Source organism: Bradyrhizobium sp. 956_D2_N1_4 (assembly GCF_052076025.1).
Lineage (GTDB): Bacteria > Pseudomonadota > Alphaproteobacteria > Rhizobiales > Xanthobacteraceae > Bradyrhizobium > Bradyrhizobium barranii.
In genome coordinates, this window is record NZ_CP197237.1 from 3,935,749 (window position 1) to 3,951,791 (window position 16,043).

A 16,043-nucleotide genomic window follows, 5' to 3' on the forward strand; every position below is an offset into this window, starting at 1 on the left:
TCTGGCTAGGTTGCCGGCCAACGCGGGCCGTTTGGCCGGCTCCAGATTCCCTTCATTCCTGAGGTTCTGAACATGGCCAAAGCGGTCACCATCAAGGTCAAGCTCGTGTCCTCGGCTGACACCGGCTTCTACTACGTCGCCAAGAAGAATTCGCGCACCATGACCGACAAGCTGGTCAAGAAGAAGTACGATCCGGTCGCGCGCAAGCACGTCGAATTCCGCGAAGCCAAGATCAAGTAAGAAGATCAAGTAAGATCACGGAATAAGCTACGGACTTTTGACGGGGCCTCACGGCCCCGTTTTTATTTGTGCCCTCTCCTGTCGGGGCACGAGACCGAAGTTGACGCGCTGCTCCTTCTCCACGCCGTCGTTGCGGGGAGCTCTTGCGACGGAGCAAGCCAGAGCCGTTCCGCCGAGGGCCACGCTTTGTGGATGGCGAGTTTATAGGCAGATGCCACCTCAACCCTCGGTTGCCCAATCCGAAATGTATGTTACCGTGCATTTACCGGGGCGGCATCTCCGTCCCGAATTTGGGAAGGACATGCTCATGAAGTTCTCGTCAAGCTTTGTCGTGCCCTCAGCCGTCGCTGTCTTATCAACTGCCTTGCTGTGCGCCCCGGCAGCGTCGCAAATCCCGACTGGGTCCGCCGCCACGATTCCCCCTGTCACGGTCGATGCGCCGAAACAGGTGGCAAAGCCTCACGTGTCGGAGCGGGGAGCAAACACAACGGCGCCGCGTCGGACTGCGTCAACCGCTCGAACGTCAACCGCGAGCACGCCTTCGTATGCGCCGGGCTCGGTGATGGGGAGGATTGCCAGCCTGGAGAAAGTCGCCAGCAGCTGCAACGGTGGCTGTGCATCAAGCTTCCCAAGCGGCAAAGATCCCTGGGTCGGATGCAGCGAGTCGGGCGGCGGTACGAACTATGGACCTTTCTCGCCAACGTGCCGAGACACCATCACCCATACATCCTACGAGGGTTGCGTTGAAACCAAGGTGTTCCTGGGCGAAAACCGAAACAAGGCCCACTGGTTTTGCAGCAGCCTGCAGGCCGGCAACAGGTTTAAAGTCGCCGAACTCAAGCGATCAGGACGTCGCTAGTTCATACCGCCCGCTGGCTTTCTGTTTCAGTTGAACTTGGACCCGATCGGCCAGCGCTGGCCGCAGCTAGCCCAGCGTCGCCCGCCGGTCGCGCGCAAGCGCACCGTCGAGGTGACGCTGCGCTGCGCCCGGGGCACGAGAGCAAAGACAGGCGCGCTGCTGGCGGCGGTGGCCCATTCTTTTGCGTTCCACAAGCAAACGATTCTTTCTGCATTTGAACGACGAGATCGCGTCAGGTCGCGCGCATGGGATCAAGCGAGCTTGTTCAGCGCAGATGTCGATCCAACTCCTCTCGCACCGGCAGCACGATTGCACCGGGCAATGATGGAGATGGACCATGACTGGACTTAAAATTCTCGCTGCCGTGGCTTTGTTGTCGGGCCTGACCGCAAGCGCCGCCTACGCGCAATCCGGCTTTGCGAGCAGCCATCCCGATACGTACGAGGCCGAGAACCCCAATCGCAACCTGAACGGCACGCTGACGCCGGCCGGTCGGCTGGGCCTCGAGTTGCCGGATGGCGCAGCTCCTGCGCAAGGCGCGGACAGCGCCATGGCTCGCGCGGATGGCACTGCTTCACGTTCCTGCGCGGAGCGTTATCGATCCTACGATCCGGCAACGGGCACCTACCTCGGGTGGGACGGCAACCGCCATATCTGCAGGTAATGCAAAGCCGCAAGTCACCGGATCAAGTGGACGTCCGAACGGATGGCCAGATGACCCGGTTGGATTCGAGGCGCCGTCGAGATGGCGTCTCGAACTTTCCCATGACACCTTACGCGTCACGGCCAACGCGTGACTCTCCTCGGGTCCTCATGCTCGTCGTTCTGCCGGAGACGCCTCGGGTGCCGACGCTTGTGACAGCGCGCCCCCGAAGCGCCGCGTTGCGTCCAAGGCACGAGCGCAGACGTAGATGTATGCTCCTGAATTGTCGCGCCCGCTATGCGCATGGAAGACGACGTTGACACCTGGTTGCCCATGTCAACGATGGACCACGAACGGACATCCGGCACGCTTCTCAATCCCTCGAAAACGCGGTCATATGGCGTCCGGGCAGACTTGGCGTTTTGGCGCGAGGGTGTCCGCTTGCACGGGGAGAACGCGCGTGAAGGAACTCGCTGGAAAGACTGTGTTCGTGACCGGTGCAGCGTCAGGCATTGGACTGGGGATCGCGACCGCCTTCGCCCAAGCGGGGGCGAAGGTCATGCTTTGCGACATTGAAGAAGCGGCTCTGTCCGCAGCGCTCGAGCAACTGAGGCTCACCAACGTCGATGTCGACGGCGTGAAAGCGGACGTTTCACTCAAAGCCGAACTCGTGGCGGCCGCCGAAGCCACGACTGCCCGCTATGGCAAGGTGCATATCCTCGTCAACAACGCGGGCGTCGGCGCCGGTGGGCCTTATGGCGCCTGGACCGAGGCGTCGTGGAACTGGACCATGGGCGTCAACCTGATGGCGACCATTTGGGGGATCGAGATTTTCGGGCCGTTGATCGAGCAGCATGGTGAGGGTGGACACATCGTCTCCACAGCCTCGATCGCTGGCCTCATTTCAGGGGAGAGCAATGCATACAACGTCTCCAAGTATGGCGTTGTCGCGCTGTCCGAGGGCCTCCGGCGTGAACTCGCGCCCCGAGGGATTGGCGTATCGGTGCTGTGTCCAGGGATCATCCGCACTCAAATCATGGACTCAAGACGCAATCTCCCCAAGCGCTTCGAGGGGGCGCTCCCTGCCTTGCCGACTTCGGGCCCACGTGCCGAGTGGATCAATATGCTCCGGGAACGCATCTCTCAGGGCATAGAACCCAACTATGTCGGTGAACTCGTCCGCGAAGGCGTCGAAAAGGACTTGCCGTATATCTTCACCGACCTCGAATTCGAGCCGATGATCGAAGCGCGCTTCGCCGCAATCAAGCAAGGCTTTGACCACATCCGCGGGCGCACCCCGAAACGTTGAGCGCGCAGCCCTTCCACCAGCCTTAGCGGCTAACACGAATATTCGGATAGGGCTGAAACCGGCTTCAAAGCCGTTGCGCAGTGGACCGCCAATGTCTCAGTTGGATCAAAATGCGAAGAACTCAGAGTGAGCAAAGTCAGTCCGCTCTACCTCACCAGGCGGACCTCAATGAAAGGTGTCGCCACTTCGCTGATGGGCCAGAAGCGGACGACGAGACCGAGCGTCTTGGCATCCCCAAGGCCAACGATAAGCTCGAACTTCTCCGGTGACTGCGTCCATCTGGGCTTGCCTTACGAACCCACTGACTACACGCTACCCAAATGAGCAGATTCCACGCCCGAGGTAAGGTCATGATCGGCGCCACGGCACTCCGTGCGCTTGTGCTGACTGCAGCTTTTTTCGCGACGTTGTCGCCGGCCACCTGCCTTGGCGAAAACAGCAACCGCTTGCCGGCCAAGGCTACAAAGGAGCTACCACCCGAGTTGCTCTCGCTGCTCCGACAAAAGAAGATGCCAAAATACTCGCCTATCCTTGTGCGCGTCTTCAAGCAAGAGGCGGAGCTCGAAGTCTGGAAACAGGACACCACCGGCCTCTTCAAAATCCTCAAGGTGTACCCGATCTGTCGGTGGTCGGGGGATCTCGGGCCGAAACTGAAGGAGGGTGACCGTCAGGCTCCAGAGGGGTTCTATACGATTACTCCCGAGCTGATGAATCCCAACTCCGAATACCATCTCGCGATCAACGTCGGCTTTCCCAACAGCTTCGACAAGGCAAACAATCGCGACGGCAGCTTACTCATGATCCATGGCGACTGCTCATCGAGCGGTTGCTATGCCATGACCGACGAACAGATAAGCGAGATCTATTCGCTAGCGCGGGACTCCCTCGGCGGCCGACCGTCCTTTCAGGTCCAGGCTTATCCATTCCGCCTCACGCCGGCAAACCTGGCGCAGCATCGAAATAGCCCGAACCTCTCCTTCTGGAAAATGCTCAAAGTCGGCAACGATCACTTCGAGACGACGCATCTCGAACCTAAGGTGGACGTGTGCAATCGACGCTATGTGTTCGATGCGCAAGCTCCACCAAATTCGCCGTATCCTCTCGTGTTCAGTCCCACCGATAAATGCCCCGCGTTTGTCGTGGATTCCAAAATTGCGCGGCGGGCGCTTGAGAAGCAACGTACCGACGAACTCGAATTCGCGCGATTGCTCAATGACAACGTGCCGGCAGCCCCGATCTATAGCGGACTGGACGGCGGAATGAACGAGGCTTTTCTAGCAAAGTATCTGGTCAGAGCGACGCTTGCGAAAGTGATGCCGTATGCATCTTATCTGCCGCAACTGCCGCCAATCCCCTCGGTCACCAACGATGGTTCGTTGACGAGTAGATGGTTTGGCACCTCGTTCTCGAAACCGATTGCATGTGATCTGGCTCGTTCCAGCTTCCTGTCGACCGTTGTGGAAGGAGACGACGGGTGCTAGAGCGCCCGGTCTACTTCAGGCTTGCATCCCCGCGCTCGCTATCAGCCCATGCTCCCCGGCATGAAGCAGCGCGGCTTCGGATGACCATCTAGGTAGTAAGGCCAGACCATCGTACGGCCAGCGCGGTTCGGTCCATCCACGACAGCTTCGTTCGGAACATCAACCCACTCGCCATCAAGGCGTACGCGATAGTGACCGTCCTTAGTTTCCCAATCGGCGTCATCAACGCGCTTCGCATCACTGCCATCGCAGCAAGGCCCTTTGCCACTGTGCAAGCTCTCATACCAGCTGTTCAACTCGGGGTGCTGATAATCGTGGGCGCGAGCGTGACCGATTGTAAAGATCGGCAGCATGACAGTGAATACAGCAAGCGCTGCATGCCGAAGGTGATTGTTCATCTTACTCCTAATCCCGCAGTGGAAGTCCCACACGCCGAACACGTCAAGGCACGCCAAACTTGGGCCCGTAGTAGCCACTCCAGGGCCACACACATCGCCGCCCCGGTACCGCAGAGTTTAAGCTTGCTCACTCACCACCGGATATGAAAGGCCAACAGTGCTTGTATTCTCTCTGGAGATGGAGAATCGATCGACCCGATTAAAGGAATATTTCGTCACATCGTTTTCAACGATGCGCGATGTCGACGCGTCGTATGATCACGAGTTCCGGCGCACGCTGAAGAAGTTGAGTTTGGCCCTAAGCACGCCCTCCGCATCGCAGCGCCCGGTCCGCAATCTCAACGACGCAGCAGTATCTCCGTCCGAGATGACAAATCCGCCTGCTCCGATCGTCAACCCGCTATTAATTTCGATGTCGGCACAGTAGGCGGATATCGCTGCGACCACGACGCACGTCCGCTTCGGGTCACCCCCCGAAGAACTCGGGCTGAGCATATCAAGTCTGCTTCAGCCCCAAGGAGCGGACATCTAGCGGACATGCCGGGTCGACCGCTTGGGGCCAAATCCGGACCTTCCCGTGGGCCAGGCAGAGACTTCGTTTCACATGTTCCCCAGACTCGTCAGGTGACGTAGAATGTCGTTGCCCTTAAAGTGGGATGTGCCGAAATCACCGTCTGGGCAAACGAGCAGCACTGGTGCCATCGGCAAGCACGCTCTCTTAGAAGCCGTTCTTTTTTCGGTTTCGACCACCGTTCACCACGAACTTTGCGCGCTGCTTATGCGGCGGCTCGTTCGGTAACGTCGGGAGAAAGCGATGAGCAAGATCGATCGAAGGTCCGCACTGGGAATCGCGTTGGCAGCGGCCTCGGCTGCCATGGTCAGGCCAGCCGCCGCTCAAACCACAGGCTACAAGGATATGACGCCTTGGCCAGGTGTCGTGGTGCGTGAATATGAAGGCGAGACACCATCCCTGATCCCAGGTTTTAAGACCGTCTCAATGCGCGATGTCATCATGCAGCCGGGGGCGAAGACCATGGGGCCCCCGATGATGAATGCCATGATCTGCCATATCACCGAAGGGGAGCTTCGGCTTGAGCAGGACGGAAAGACCTTTACGGGCAAGAAGAATTTTGTCTGGACCTGCAACAAGGAAACAAAAGAACAGGCGTACAACGACGGGAATGTGGTCGCGATTATGCGGATCACGGACCTGAAAGCTTAGGGCCCATGTGGAGGAGCGGATGGCGCACGCGACGACGCGCCATCCGCCTGCAGGATCATGAATTGTTGCAATGTCACAGCCGGAGAAAAGTTCGTCCGCGCGCCAAGCTTCGGGTCACACGCTGCCATCACGACGAAACAGCACGGCGTCCGCTGTAAGCTCCCAAGCTGACGTTAGCGAGCACCGCCCCGCTACGCCGTCCGCAACACCGGCGCCGGCGGCTGCGACGGCCGGATCAGCGCGAACGCAACCTGGATGATGCCGCCGGCCAGACCGAGCGCCACGCCGATGCGCCAGGCCATGGTGTAGGAGCCGAGCGTGTCGTAGAGCACCCCTCCTCCGTAGGCGCCAAGGAAGCTGCCGATCTGGTGGCTCATGAAGGCGAGGCCCTGGATCATCGCTTGCCAGCGCAGGCCGAACATTTCGGCGACGGCGCCGGCGACCAGCGGGCCGACCCCCATCCAGAGGAAGCCCATGATGGCGCCGAACAGCAGCGTCGAGAACGACGTCGCTGGCAGCATGAAATACCAGGCAAGCGCGAGCGAGCGCAGGATGTAGATGCCGCCCAGTAGCGCCAGCTTGTTCCAGCGCTGGCCCGCCCAGCCGAAGAACAGCGAGCCCAGCACGTTGAAGCCGCCGATCATGCCGAGCGTCTGCGCGCTCAGCATCGGATCGAGGCCGCAGATCGCCAGATAGGACGGCAGATGCGTGGTGAGAAACACGAGCTGCATGCCGCAGACGAGATAGGCGCAGGTCATCACCACGAAGGACGCGTTGCCGAACGCCGTCTTCGCAGCCGTCGCGGCGGAGGCATCCCCGATGTCGTCGGCGGTCGGCTTCGGCAGCGGAATCGCGTCGATGCGGCCCGCATACCAGGCCGCAGGGATCATCAGCACCGACATGATCACGAAACCGGCGAGCCCGACGCGCCAGCCAAATCCTTCGTTGAGCAACTGCCCGAGCGGCGCCGACAACAGCGCGCCGAGCGAGCCCGCGCCGGAGACGATGCCGAGCACGGTCGAGCGGACAGTCTCCGGCACCGCGCGCGCCGCCACCGACATCGCGATCGCGGCCGCGGTGCAGGCCAGCGACGTCCCGATCAGCACGCCGGCGCCGATCATGATGCTGACGAGCCCGTTCGCGGTCGCCATCAGAATGAGGCCCACGATGTACATCAGCGAGCCCACGATCATGATCGGGCGGAAGCCGTAGCGCACCGTCATCGCGCCGGCGAGCGGCTGGAGAAAGCCCCAGGCGAGATTCTGCACGGCCAGCGCCAGCGTGAAATCCGAGATCGAAATGTGGATGTCATGCGTCAGCGGCTGCATGAAGATGCCGAGGCTCTGCCGCAGCCCCATGCTCAGCGTCAGCATGATCGAGGCGCCGATCAGGATGGGCAATGTCGGACGCAGGACCTGCAAAAGGGGCATATTTTTCTCCCTCGTCGGCGCGACGCGCGCGCCGGCGTCTGCAATTCGCGATGTTTTTAATTACACAGACCTGTGCACTTAGGCTATGAAAGGTGCACGCTGTCAAGCGAACAGGACGCACGCTGCCGCATGGCTCCCCCGCCCACACCACAGACGATGAAGGAGCGGATCCTCGAGACCGCCGACAAGCTGTTCTATCTGCAAGGCATTCGCGCCATCGGCGTCGACACCATCGCGGCTGAGATCGGCATCTCCAAGCGCACGCTCTACAACCACTTCCCTTCCAAGGACGCGCTGATCGCGGCCTATCTGGAGCGGCGCTTCGTCAAGCCGCGCCCCTCCGACAAGCCCCCGGCCGAGCAAATTCTTGGCACCTTCGATTCGCTGGAGCGGCGCTTTGCGGCCAAGGATTTTCGCGGCTGCCCGTTCGTCAATGCGGTCGCCGAGCTTGGCCCAAAGGACCGCGCCGTGAAGAAGATCGCAATCGCCTTCAAGGAAAGCCGTCGCGTCTGGTTTCGCGAACGGCTCAACGAGCTCGGCGTCACGGAGGCGGATGCGCTCGCCACCCAGCTCGTGCTCCTGGTCGACGGCTCGATCGCGCAGGACCTCGTGCGCGACGACCCCGCAATGGCCCGCGCCGCGAAGGAAGCGGCGAAGGTGCTGCTGCGGAATGCGGGGGTGGATGTGGGGGGTGCGGAGAAGCCAGCAACGGCAGGCAAGCGCACGCCACGCTGAGCACTGCTGCCGCATCACTCGGTGTCATCACCCGCGAAAGCGGGTGATCCAGTATTCCAGAGGCAGCGAGGCTAGAACCGAGAGGCCGCAGCGTACTGGATTCCCCGCCTACGCGGGGAATGACCGCGGAGTTTGGGGAGAGGGCTTCGCGCAACAACCGCGCCCTGCCCGATCCTATCAAAATGCTCCTGTTTTGCCCGACGTGTCAAACGCGGGCAATCGGCATAGGCCCGCCGAGCTACCCGCATAAGCCATTGATCCGGCTAACGCCGGCTACTGTGCATGGGGTTGTTTTCGTAGTTTTTGTTGCAGGCGGCCTCACGCCGCCTGCGACACCACGCGATTGCGGCCGTCGTGCTTGGCGCGGTAGAGCGCGGTGTCGGCGCGCTTGAGGACGTCGGCGACCGCCTCGCCCTTCTGCTCCAACGTGGTGAGGCCGATCGAGATCGTGACCTCGATGCGCTTGGTGCCCTTGTGAACGGCGAACGGCTCGCCCGCGATCGAGCGGCGTAGGCGCTCGGCGACCATGCCGGCAACGTGCAGATCGGTCTCCGGCATCACGATGACGAACTCCTCGCCGCCGTAGCGGCAGGCCAGGTCGATGCCGCGGATCGACTTGCGCACGCGCACCGCGAACTCGCGCAGCACGTCGTCGCCGGCGTCGTGGCCGTAATTGTCGTTGATCGACTTGAAATAGTCGATGTCCAGAATCATCAGTGCCAGGGGCTTGCCGCGGGTCGAGGCTTGGTCAGCGAGCGTCGCCAGATGGCTCTCCATGTAGCGGCGATTGTGCAGGCCGGTGAGCGCGTCCGTGATCGCCATCTCGATCGAGTTCTGCACGTTGTCGCGCAAATGATCGGTGTAGCGGCGGCGGCGGATCTGCGTGCGGGCGCGGGCCAGCAGCTCGGTCTTGTCGATCGGGCGCAGCAAATAGTCGTTGACGCCGATCTCGAGGCCGCGGAGCAGCCGCGTCGAGTTCTCGGGGTCCGCGATCGCCAGGATCGGCACGTGGCGCGTGCGCTCCAGCGAGCGCGCCTGGCTGCACAGCCGCAGGCCGTCGAAATTGTTGAGGTCGAGCGAGACGATAAGCAGGTCGTAATTGCCCTCGGCGGCGTGGAACAGCGCTTCCGTCGGGTTCGGCTCGACGTCGATGGTGTGCTCCGCGGCGAGGATCGTCGCCAGCCGCTCATAGGAGGACTGACGGTCGTCGACCAGCAGAATGCGGCCGCCCCGGCCGGTGTCGGCCACGGCGCTGCGCTCGGGCGCCTGCATGCCGATCTCGAGCGAGGTGATGGCGCGCATGCGCAGCTCATCGGTCATCATCTTCAGCCGCGTCAGCGAGCGCACGCGCGCGATCAGCACGACGTCGGAGACGGGTTTTGTCAGGAAATCGTCGGCGCCGGCTTCCAGCCCGCGATTGCGGTCGGCGGGACTGTCGAGCGCGGTGACCATCACGACGGGGATGTGGTGCGTCGCCGGATCGGTCTTGAGACGGCGGCAGACTTCAAAGCCGTCCATGTCGGGCATCATCACGTCGAGCAGGATGATGTCGCATTCGGCGCGGCTGGCCAGCGCCAGCGCCTCGGTGCCGTTCGAGGCGGTCATCACGTCGAAATATTCGGCGGACAGGCGAGCTTCGAGGAGTTTGACGTTGGCGGGAACGTCATCGACAACCAGGATACGCGCAGACACTTTGAACTCACTTCCTATCCGATAAAACGCCGGACCGTCTCAATGAATTTGCCGACCGAGATCGGCTTGGACAAATAGGCCTCGCAGCCGCCCTCGCGGATGCGCTCTTCGTCGCCCTTCATCGCGAACGCCGTGACCGCGACGACGGGAATGGCGCGCAGCTCCGGATCGTCCTTGATCCAACGCGTGACCTCCAGGCCCGAGACCTGCGGCAATTGGATATCCATCAGCACGAGGTCGGGCCGCATCTTGCGAACGAGGTCGAGCGCCTCGTAGCCGTTGCTGGTGCCGGAGGTCTGGTAACCGTGCGCCTCCAACAGGTCGCGGAAGAGCTTCATGTTGAGCTCGTTGTCTTCCACGATCAGGACGGTCTTAGCCATCCCGCCCTCCTGATTGGCACGAAGCCGTATACATGTGACGCCTCAGGCGCCGCTCGCCGGCGCTTCGAAAACTGGATTCAAACTAGCCTCAGATTCGCTTGAGTTTCGTTAAACCCGAGGGCCGACTTTCTGCGATGTGGTTTCCAGTTGCTTGTCGGCGGTCTTGAGACTCGGGCATGATGGTTTCAAAGTAGACACCGAAAGTTAACGGAAAGGCAAACCGAACCCTTGAAAAAGCCTGTTCACAACCCTCGCGAAGTCGCTGAAATCGTTGCGATTCAGGCGCTCTCCTTCGTGGCCGGCGATCCGGAGCGGCTTGGCCTGTTCCTGGCTGAGACAGGCGTCGGTCCTGAGACCCTGCGCAATGCCGCCTCGGACCCGAATTTCCTCCTCAGCGTACTCGATTTCGTGATGCGCGATGACGCCACCGTAAAGGCCTTTGCCTCGACCGCGGAGCTGCATCCGACCAACGTTGCTGCGGCGCGGCAGGTGCTGGGCGACGCGCTCGGTGACCCCTCCTGGGAGCGCGACGTGCCGTGACCGTCCCTGATACGGCCGGACCCCGCTGCTTCTGCCGGGATTGTCTGGCCGATCTGGATAGGGGCGTACGGCGCTGCTCCGCCTGCGGTTCCCCTCGCCTCGTCCGCCACCGCGCGCTCGCAGGCCTGACCATCGCCCATATCGACTGCGACGCCTTCTATGCGACGGTCGAGAAGCGCGACAATCCTGACATCGCCGACAAGCCCGTCATCATCGGCGGGGGCAAGCGCGGCGTGGTGTCGGCCGCCTGCTACATCGCGCGGACTTACGGCGTGCGCTCGGCCATGCCGATGTATAGGGCGCTCGAGGCCTGCCCGCACGCGACGGTGATCCCGCCCGACATGGCCAAGTACGTCCGAGTCGGCCGCGAGGTGCGCCAGGCCATGCAGGCGCTGACGCCGCTGGTCGAACCGCTCTCGATCGACGAGGCCTTCCTCGATCTCTCGGGCACCGAGCGGGTGCACGGCATGGTTCCGGCCAAGGTGCTGGCGCGGTTCGCGCGCAACATCGAGCGCGACATCGGCATCTCCGTCTCGGTCGGCCTGTCCTGCAACAAGTTCCTGGCCAAGATCGCCTCCGACCTCGACAAGCCGCGCGGCTTTGCCGCGCTCGATCAGGAGGAAGCCCGTTCGATGCTGGCGGAGAAGCCGGTCGGCTTCATCTTCGGCGTCGGCCCGGCCACGCAGGAGCGCCTCGTGCAGCGCGGCTTCCGCATCATCGCCGACCTGCAAAAGGCCGACGAGATCGAGATGATGCGGCAGTTTCCGAGTGACGGCCGCAGGCTGTGGCGGCTTGCCCGCGGCATCGACGACCGCCGCGTCGAGCCCGATCGTGGCGCCAAGACGATTTCGAGCGAAACCACCTTCGAGACCGACATCCGCGATTTCGCGACGCTGGAAAAGATCCTGTGGCGGCTCTGCGAGAAGACGTCGTCGCGGCTGAAGAGCAGCGAGCTTGCCGGCTCGACCGTGACGCTGAAACTGAAGACCGCCGATTTCCGCCAGCGCACCCGCTCGCAGTCGATCGCAGGCCCGACGCAGCTTGCCGCCAAGATCTTCTCGATCTGCCGCGAGATGCTGGCAAAGGAGATCGACGGCACCGCGTTCCGCCTGATGGGCGCCGGCGTCAGCGCGCTGCGCGAGGGCTCGCCTGCCGACGACACCGATATGCTCGACCGCCGTGCTGCGCATGCCGAGCGCGCGGTGGACAGCCTGCGCAAGAAGTTCGGCAACTCCGCCGTCATTCGCGGCATCGCGTATGATGGCCCTGAAACAGGACAGCAGGAATGATCGAGTCCTGCTCAATTCAGTCGCGTTCGAAGATCCGTGCACCCGGATAGACACGCCGGGCATACTGAATGACCAACTGCCGATCCTGAGTCGCCAGGAACGGAGTTCGGATCTGACAAGACCCGACGATGAGGTGCCACAGGCCGTTGAGCCTTCCAATCATGACGTTCATTTGAGCTTCCTCGCAGTGACCCGAGTAGACTCAAATTGTAAGAATCTCCGGCCGTCGCTCAATTGTACCAGCGTAAGGTCAGCGTATGAGAAGGATTGGAAGAGATATACAAAGGTATGTTGGCGAGGCCCTGTCAGGTTCCGGCGCTGATCGGTTTCGCAAGGGCTGTACTCTTCCGAACGCGCTGAGAGGCTGACCATCGTGACAGGCGAACGCGACCTCGACGCGCTGTTGAGAAACATGAAGCCTGAACTGCTGGACGGCACCTTCGTGTTTTGCACGATCCCACCCGGCGAGCCCGTTCCCGCAGCGGTCAACCCGCTGCTGACGTTTCGCGAGCAGGATGGAACCACGCTGGTGATCCTGCGCGAAGAAGCCGAGGCGTCAGGCTTACGCTACGCGTTCGCCTCGCGCCTGATCACCCTGACGGTTCACTCCGCACTCGACGCGGTGGGCTTTCTGGCTGCAGTCACGGCCCGCCTCGCCGAAGCCGGCATCAGCGTGAATGCCGTGTCGGCCTTCCACCACGATCATCTTTTCGTACCTGCTGAGCGTGCCGATGAGGCGATGACTGCTTTGCGAGCTATGTCCGCAGCAAAGTAGGATGGATAGAGCGAAGCGAAACCCATCGAGCTCTTCCTGCGCAACAAGGGTGATGGCTTTCGCTTCGCTCTACCCATCCCACGGTCGTTTCAATCCGCGACCGCCACCGCCTCGATCTCGATCAGCCATTCCGGCGCGGCGAGCGCGGAGACGCCGACGAGGGTGCTGGCGGGCGGCTCCATGCCTTCGAAGAAGGCCGAGCGGGCCTTGCCGATGATCGGGCGCAGCTCCGGCTTGTAGTTCACGACGAAGGTCGTGATCTTGACGATGTTGGCGTAGGTCGCACCGGCCGCCTTCAGCGCATGGCCGAGATTCTGCATCACCTGCGTCGTCTGCGCGGCAATATCGCCCTCGCCGACGATCCGCCCTTCCTCGTCCACCGACACCTGGCCAGAGATGTAGATGGTGCGCGCACCTGAAGCGGTCACGACGTGGGAATAGGCCGGATTGTGATGCAGGCCGCTGGGGCGGAGATGGTCGAGCTTGGGCATGGTGCTTGCCTCCCGGGTTTGTGGTTGGGAGGGAGCGTAGCTGGAGAGCGAGCGGAGGGCTAGCCTCGCCCCTCAATTGCAGGGCTTGCTGTCCTTCGCGTCGAACTTGCCCATCGCGCCGGAAATCACGAAATCGTTGTAATCGAGCACGAGTTGGCGCGAAACGCCGTTTTCGTAGAGCTCGAACGCCATCGCGTAGACCGGCGTCTGCTCGCCTTCCTTCTGCTGGGACTCGCGGTCGAAATAGCTGACGGTAACCGGCCAGCGCTTGAGCGACTTCATGTGCTCGTCCGTGGTCGATGCATCGGGCGAAGCAGTGCGGTCGGCGGGAATCGGCTGACCGATCACGGTCAGCGTGTTGTAGACCTTCTGGCCGTCGTCGGAGCCGTCATACACCGACAGCTCGAGCAGCGACTTGCCATCCTTGGCGGCGGCAATGATGCGCTGGATCTGCTCGGTCGGGAACACGATCTTGCCGTCGAGGGTGAAGCTCTTCGGCGCCGGCAGCTTCAGCTTGACGTTGATGTGGTCGCCGTCGCGCTCGGCCGAACCGTCGACCCGGCCGGCATCGGCCTCGTTCATCCGCGTCTCGATCTTGAAGCGGTAGCTTTTTCCCGCGGCGTCCTCCCAGGAGTTCGAGCGGAGGTCGCTCAGCGTGATCTTGCCCTCGCCGCTGTCGAGCTCGGAGACCTGGCGGAATTCGGAGGTGTAGCCCTCGCACGAACTTCCCGTGAAATTGTAGAGGATGCGGCCGCGCGCGCTGTTGATCGAATTGGAGCGCGATTTGACGAGGCTGAGGTCATAGAGCGCCTGGTGCGCAAGGAACGGACCGCTGGCCGCCTGCGCTCCACCGCCTGCACCGAAAGCAGCCGCCGCGAGCGCCATCACACCAAGCGAAGTCCGGAAAAGGTGCACCATGTGTCATCCTTGGGGAAAGCGCAGATTCGACATTTTAATGACCGTTCCATTGCGTCGCAACTGAGGCCGTTTCACGTAAAGTTGCGGCCCCCGCCTTGAACCTGCTGCCTGGCCACAACAAAATGCAGTCGCTCCGGTTGCTTGCATGTGACGGCACGATGGGCGAAACAGGGCGCGCCCGGCCTCCAAATGGACGCAGCCGGGCGGATGAAATTTGGACAACGAGGTCGAACATGGCGGGCACGGTCGAGCAGAAACTGGCGGAACAGGGCATCAAGCTGCACGAGGCCCCTACCCCTGTCGCCAATTACGTTCCGTTCGTGCGCACCGGTAACCTGCTGTTCGTCTCCGGCCAGGTCTGTTTCGACCCCGCCGGCAAGCTAATCGCCAAGGGCAAGCTCGGTGCCGGCGTTTCGATCGAGGACGGTGCCGCGGCGGCGCGCGGCTGCGCCGTCAACCTGCTGGCCCAGGTCAAGGCGGCGCTCGGCGACCTCGACAAGGTCGTGCGCGTGGTGCGCCTCGGCGGCTTCATCAACTCGGCGCCCGACTTCCTGGACGGGCCGAAGGTGCTCAACGGCGCCTCCGACCTGATGGTCGCCGCCTTCGGTGACAAGGGCCGCCATGCCCGCACCACCGTCGGCGTCGCCTCGCTGCCCGCGGATGCGGCGGTCGAGGTCGAAGGCGTGTTCGAGGTCGCCTGACACGGAGCTGACGGCGTTGCGCGCTCCTGATTGGCTGACAGCCCGGCCGGTCGCCCATCGCGGCCTGCATGACATTTCCCGCGGTGTCGTCGAGAACATGCCGGGCGCGGTGCAGGCTGCGATCGCGGGCAATTTCTCGATCGAGGTCGACATCCAGCTCTCCGCCGATGGCGAGGCCATGGTGCATCACGACCACGCGCTCGGCCGCCTCACCGAGGCCACCGGCGAGGTGGTCGAGAAGACCGCGGCCGAGCTGAAGGCGGTCAAGTTCAAGGACACGGACGAGCGGATGATGTCGCTGTCCGACCTCTGCGCCATGGTCGCCGGCCGCGTGCCGCTGGTGATCGAGGTGAAGAGCCATTTTGGCGGCGACCGCAAGCTGGTGAAGCGGATGGCCGAGGTGCTGGCGTCCTATCAGGGGCCCGCCGTCGGCATGTCGTTCGATCCCGACCAGGTGCTGGCGCTGCGTGAGCTGTTGCCGTCCCGCCCGCGCGGCATCGTTGCGCAGCGGACCTACGAGGACGAGTACTGGGCGAAGCTGACGCAGGCGCAGCGCGACAGCATGCTGTATCTGCGCCACGGCTTTCAGACCCAGCCGCACTTCGTCGCCTTCAAGGTCGACCACCTGCCGGCCCCCGTCCCCTGGATCGCCCGCAACGTCCTCGGCTGCGCCCTGCTCGGCTGGACCGTGCGCACCCCGGAGCAGCGGACGCGGGTCGGGCAATATGCGGATCAGATGATCTTTGAGGGGTTCGTTCCGTAGGGCTCCGCCCGTTGCACAGCGCTCGCTCTCGTGTCCCGGACGCGCCGCAATGCGCAGCGTTGCTGCGCAGAGCCGGGACCCCGAAGGCGGCACGCTATGCAGAGAGATGGGCCCCGGCTCTGCATCGCACCGCTGCGCGCTGCGGCGCGTCCGGGGCACGAGAGAGCTCGGTTCCCG

At 62.6% G+C, this 16,043-nt stretch carries 19 protein-coding genes; 12 read left to right on the top strand and 7 right to left on the bottom strand.

Going from position 1 to position 16,043, the window contains the following annotated elements; genetic code table 11:
• Positions 1 to 72: 72 nt before the first annotated feature.
• The 5 genes from rpmG (at position 73) to AB7535_RS18535 (ending at position 4,532) form a co-directional block, all read left to right on the top strand.
• Entirely contained in the window at positions 73 to 240 is a 168-nt protein-coding gene (rpmG, locus tag AB7535_RS18515) for a 50S ribosomal protein L33 (RefSeq protein ID WP_007603295.1), read from the top strand.
• 895 nt (positions 241 to 1,135) lie between these two features.
• Positions 1,136 to 1,450 carry a hypothetical protein gene (locus AB7535_RS18520; protein ID WP_166097105.1) on the top strand — a complete coding sequence of 105 codons (315 nt, stop codon included), beginning with the start codon at positions 1,136 to 1,138 and terminating at the stop codon, positions 1,448 to 1,450.
• The gene (locus AB7535_RS18525) at positions 1,437 to 1,763 is read left to right on the top strand and encodes a BA14K family protein (protein WP_014494689.1); all 327 of its coding nucleotides are present in this window, start codon (positions 1,437 to 1,439) and stop codon (positions 1,761 to 1,763) included. The genes AB7535_RS18520 and AB7535_RS18525 overlap by 14 nt, the downstream gene beginning before the upstream one ends.
• Before the next feature lie 439 nt (positions 1,764 to 2,202).
• Positions 2,203 to 3,051 carry an SDR family NAD(P)-dependent oxidoreductase gene (locus tag AB7535_RS18530; RefSeq protein WP_085398842.1) on the top strand — a complete coding sequence of 283 codons (849 nt, stop codon included), beginning with the start codon at positions 2,203 to 2,205 and terminating at the stop codon, positions 3,049 to 3,051.
• Positions 3,052 to 3,401: 350 nt separating this feature from the next.
• Positions 3,402 to 4,532, top strand: coding sequence for a L,D-transpeptidase family protein (locus AB7535_RS18535; protein WP_439036727.1), 1,131 nt, complete (start codon positions 3,402 to 3,404; stop codon positions 4,530 to 4,532).
• Positions 4,533 to 4,573: 41 nt separating this feature from the next.
• Here AB7535_RS18535 and AB7535_RS18540 read toward each other — a convergent pair whose 3' ends face one another.
• Positions 4,574 to 4,930 (bottom strand): hypothetical protein, encoded by a 357-nt coding sequence (locus AB7535_RS18540; protein WP_223154002.1) that lies wholly within the window; start codon positions 4,928 to 4,930, stop codon positions 4,574 to 4,576.
• An 814-nt stretch (positions 4,931 to 5,744) separates the two neighbouring features.
• On the opposite strand from AB7535_RS18540, the gene AB7535_RS18545 reads away from it, so the two are divergent.
• A complete protein-coding gene (locus AB7535_RS18545) occupies positions 5,745 to 6,152 on the top strand; it encodes a hypothetical protein (protein ID WP_085405561.1) in 408 nt (135 codons plus the stop codon).
• A gap of 191 nt (positions 6,153 to 6,343) precedes the next feature.
• Here AB7535_RS18545 and AB7535_RS18550 read toward each other — a convergent pair whose 3' ends face one another.
• Positions 6,344 to 7,582, bottom strand: a complete 1,239-nt coding sequence (locus AB7535_RS18550; RefSeq protein ID WP_439036728.1) for an MFS transporter — start codon at positions 7,580 to 7,582, stop codon at positions 6,344 to 6,346.
• Positions 7,583 to 7,711: 129 nt separating this feature from the next.
• Between AB7535_RS18550 and AB7535_RS18555 the strand changes: the two genes are divergently transcribed.
• Positions 7,712 to 8,317: a TetR/AcrR family transcriptional regulator gene (locus tag AB7535_RS18555; protein ID WP_354124231.1), complete on the top strand. Its 606-nt coding sequence runs from the start codon at positions 7,712 to 7,714 to the stop codon at positions 8,315 to 8,317.
• A gap of 318 nt (positions 8,318 to 8,635) precedes the next feature.
• Here the strand turns inward: AB7535_RS18555 and AB7535_RS18560 are convergent, their stop codons facing one another.
• Both AB7535_RS18560 and AB7535_RS18565 read right to left on the bottom strand, forming a co-directional pair.
• The gene (locus AB7535_RS18560; RefSeq protein ID WP_028150565.1) at positions 8,636 to 10,009 is read right to left on the bottom strand and encodes a PleD family two-component system response regulator; all 1,374 of its coding nucleotides are present in this window, start codon (positions 10,007 to 10,009) and stop codon (positions 8,636 to 8,638) included.
• Positions 10,010 to 10,023: 14 nt separating this feature from the next.
• Complete coding sequence (locus AB7535_RS18565) at positions 10,024 to 10,389, bottom strand: response regulator (protein WP_008566616.1); 366 nt, start codon at positions 10,387 to 10,389, stop codon at positions 10,024 to 10,026.
• Between the two features lie 228 nt (positions 10,390 to 10,617).
• Between AB7535_RS18565 and AB7535_RS18570 the strand changes: the two genes are divergently transcribed.
• Both AB7535_RS18570 and AB7535_RS18575 read left to right on the top strand, forming a co-directional pair.
• Positions 10,618 to 10,929, top strand: a complete 312-nt coding sequence (locus AB7535_RS18570; protein WP_028150563.1) for a DUF3572 domain-containing protein — start codon at positions 10,618 to 10,620, stop codon at positions 10,927 to 10,929.
• Positions 10,926 to 12,218, top strand: coding sequence for a DNA polymerase IV (locus AB7535_RS18575; protein WP_439036729.1), 1,293 nt, complete (start codon positions 10,926 to 10,928; stop codon positions 12,216 to 12,218). Before AB7535_RS18570 ends, AB7535_RS18575 begins: the two co-directional genes overlap by 4 nt.
• A 16-nt stretch (positions 12,219 to 12,234) precedes the next feature.
• On the opposite strand, the gene AB7535_RS18580 is transcribed toward AB7535_RS18575, so the two are convergent.
• The gene (locus tag AB7535_RS18580) at positions 12,235 to 12,390 is read right to left on the bottom strand and encodes a hypothetical protein (protein ID WP_196236503.1); all 156 of its coding nucleotides are present in this window, start codon (positions 12,388 to 12,390) and stop codon (positions 12,235 to 12,237) included.
• A gap of 201 nt (positions 12,391 to 12,591) precedes the next feature.
• On the opposite strand from AB7535_RS18580, the gene AB7535_RS18585 reads away from it, so the two are divergent.
• Entirely contained in the window at positions 12,592 to 12,993 is a 402-nt protein-coding gene (locus AB7535_RS18585; RefSeq protein WP_354124227.1) for an ACT domain-containing protein, read from the top strand.
• Between the two features lie 89 nt (positions 12,994 to 13,082).
• Here AB7535_RS18585 and AB7535_RS18590 read toward each other — a convergent pair whose 3' ends face one another.
• Together AB7535_RS18590 and AB7535_RS18595 are read right to left on the bottom strand one after the other, a co-directional pair.
• Positions 13,083 to 13,484: a RidA family protein gene (locus AB7535_RS18590; protein ID WP_014494674.1), complete on the bottom strand. Its 402-nt coding sequence runs from the start codon at positions 13,482 to 13,484 to the stop codon at positions 13,083 to 13,085.
• 72 nt (positions 13,485 to 13,556) lie between these two features.
• Positions 13,557 to 14,402, bottom strand: coding sequence for a cell envelope integrity EipB family protein (locus AB7535_RS18595; RefSeq protein WP_247341615.1), 846 nt, complete (start codon positions 14,400 to 14,402; stop codon positions 13,557 to 13,559).
• Between the two features lie 233 nt (positions 14,403 to 14,635).
• Here AB7535_RS18595 and AB7535_RS18600 point away from each other — a divergent pair, with 233 nt between their 5' ends.
• Positions 14,636 to 15,103, top strand: a complete 468-nt coding sequence (locus AB7535_RS18600) for a RidA family protein (protein WP_014494672.1) — start codon at positions 14,636 to 14,638, stop codon at positions 15,101 to 15,103.
• Between the two features lie 16 nt (positions 15,104 to 15,119).
• Positions 15,120 to 15,866, top strand: a complete 747-nt coding sequence (locus AB7535_RS18605; RefSeq protein WP_439036730.1) for a glycerophosphodiester phosphodiesterase — start codon at positions 15,120 to 15,122, stop codon at positions 15,864 to 15,866.
• Positions 15,867 to 16,043: the final 177 nt, after the last annotated feature.